Origin of the sequence: Kitasatospora sp. NPDC085879 (assembly GCF_040686255.1) — a bacterium.
In the GTDB taxonomy this organism is placed as follows: Bacteria; Actinomycetota; Actinomycetes; order Streptomycetales; family Streptomycetaceae; genus Kitasatospora.
In genome coordinates, this window is the sequence record NZ_JBFBJZ010000198.1 from 1 (window position 1) to 1,324 (window position 1,324).

Here is a 1,324-nt window from a genome sequence, read left to right on the forward strand (position 1 = left end):
GTGCGCAGGGGGCTGGGTCGGCCCGCTCCCCGGTGGCATGCTGGGGCCGAGCGTCCCCGCCGACGTCGGGGACGGTGTCGCACCCGCTTCCGCCCGGCCGTGCAGGAGGTCCCCCGCGTGCCCACCACGTCGTTCACCTACGCCTGGTGCTTCGACCACGGCAGACTTCACGCCTTCCCCGCCGGCGACGAGCCCTGGTGCAGCGTCGCCTGGGTCCCCCTCGCCGCGGCCACCGAGGAGCAGGCCGTCGAAGCCAAGCAGGCGGCCTACGGGGATGCCCGGTTCCTCCATGACCTGCCGGAGGACAAGCAGCTGAAGGTCGTCGAGATCCGGTAGACACGGACCACCCGGGCGACTGGCCTGCTCGCCCGTGGGATTGTCCTGGCCGGCCGCTGTGGTGGCGGAACGGGCGGAGGTCACGATGCGCAGTCGCGGCAGATGGGCCGGCCGTTCTTGTCCGTGCCGGCGAGTTGGGTGCGGTGGTGGACCAGGAAGCAGGTCATGCAGGTGAACTCGTCCGCCTGGAGGGGCACGACCTGGACGGTGAGTTCCTCGCCGGACAGGTCGGCGCCCGGAAGTTCCAGCCCTTCGACGGCCTCGGCGTCGGCGTCGATCGCGGCGCTCTGCTTGTCGTCACGCCGGCCTTTCAGGGCCTCGATGCTGTCATCGTTGCTGCCGCTGTCGCCGGTGTCGCGGGTGGCGTCGTAGTCGGTTGCCAAGGTCGGTGCCTTCTCCTCGTCAGGGGTCGCTTCGTGCGGGTCGGGTTGTTCCCGTGGACCCGCCGACGGGGTGCCGGCCGGCGCGGGTTGGTGATCAATCCCGTCCCGTGGCGCACCACCATCCCATCTGGCGGCCGCCCGATGCGCGAGACACGAGAGGGCGCCGTGCCACGGACGGCGCCAGGCCCGTCCCGCTCGTGCAGGCTCGGGCTGAGGTCAGGAGCAGGGCCGGCCACGCCGGGCCGGGCCGGAACCGTCTGCAGGGCGCCTGCTCGGCGCGGCTGGCCATGCTCGCGGCCTGCCTCCGGGGCACAGGGCCGTGTGTCTATCCGCGCAACGCCCAGGCGCGGGTGCGGGCCGCGACTGAAGTCCGGATGCCCTGGGCGGTCGGGGTCGTGCCCGCCAGGCGCAGCCACAGGTGGTGGATGCGCCCGTTGAGGGCGATGGAGATCCGGCGGCGGGAGCCGTCGCGGATGGCGGCGACGGTGGCGGTGCTGGTGTCCCGGCGTGCGGCAAGGTGGGTGGCGGGCCAGCCGCGGGCCGCGAGCTCCGTAAGGACGTCGGCCGCCGGCCCGGCGCCGGTCAGGCCCCGGCCCAGGGCCGGG

General features: G+C 73.9%; 3 protein-coding genes. 1 reads left to right on the plus strand and 2 read right to left on the minus strand.

Going from position 1 to position 1,324, the window contains the following annotated elements; all coding sequences use genetic code 11:
- Nucleotides 1-117: 117 nt before the first annotated feature.
- Nucleotides 118-336 carry a hypothetical protein gene (locus tag AB0P35_RS42115; protein WP_363521908.1) on the plus strand — a complete coding sequence of 73 codons (219 nt, stop codon included), beginning with the start codon at nt 118-120 and terminating at the stop codon, nt 334-336.
- Nucleotides 337-416: 80 nt separating this feature from the next.
- Here AB0P35_RS42115 and AB0P35_RS42120 read toward each other — a convergent pair whose 3' ends face one another.
- Both AB0P35_RS42120 and AB0P35_RS42125 read right to left on the minus strand, forming a co-directional pair.
- Complete coding sequence (locus tag AB0P35_RS42120; RefSeq protein WP_363521911.1) at nt 417-719, minus strand: DUF4193 domain-containing protein; 303 nt, start codon at nt 717-719, stop codon at nt 417-419.
- Nucleotides 720-1,044: 325 nt separating this feature from the next.
- A partial coding sequence (locus AB0P35_RS42125) for a hypothetical protein (RefSeq protein ID WP_363521913.1) occupies nt 1,045-1,324 on the minus strand: 280 nt, incomplete at its 5' end.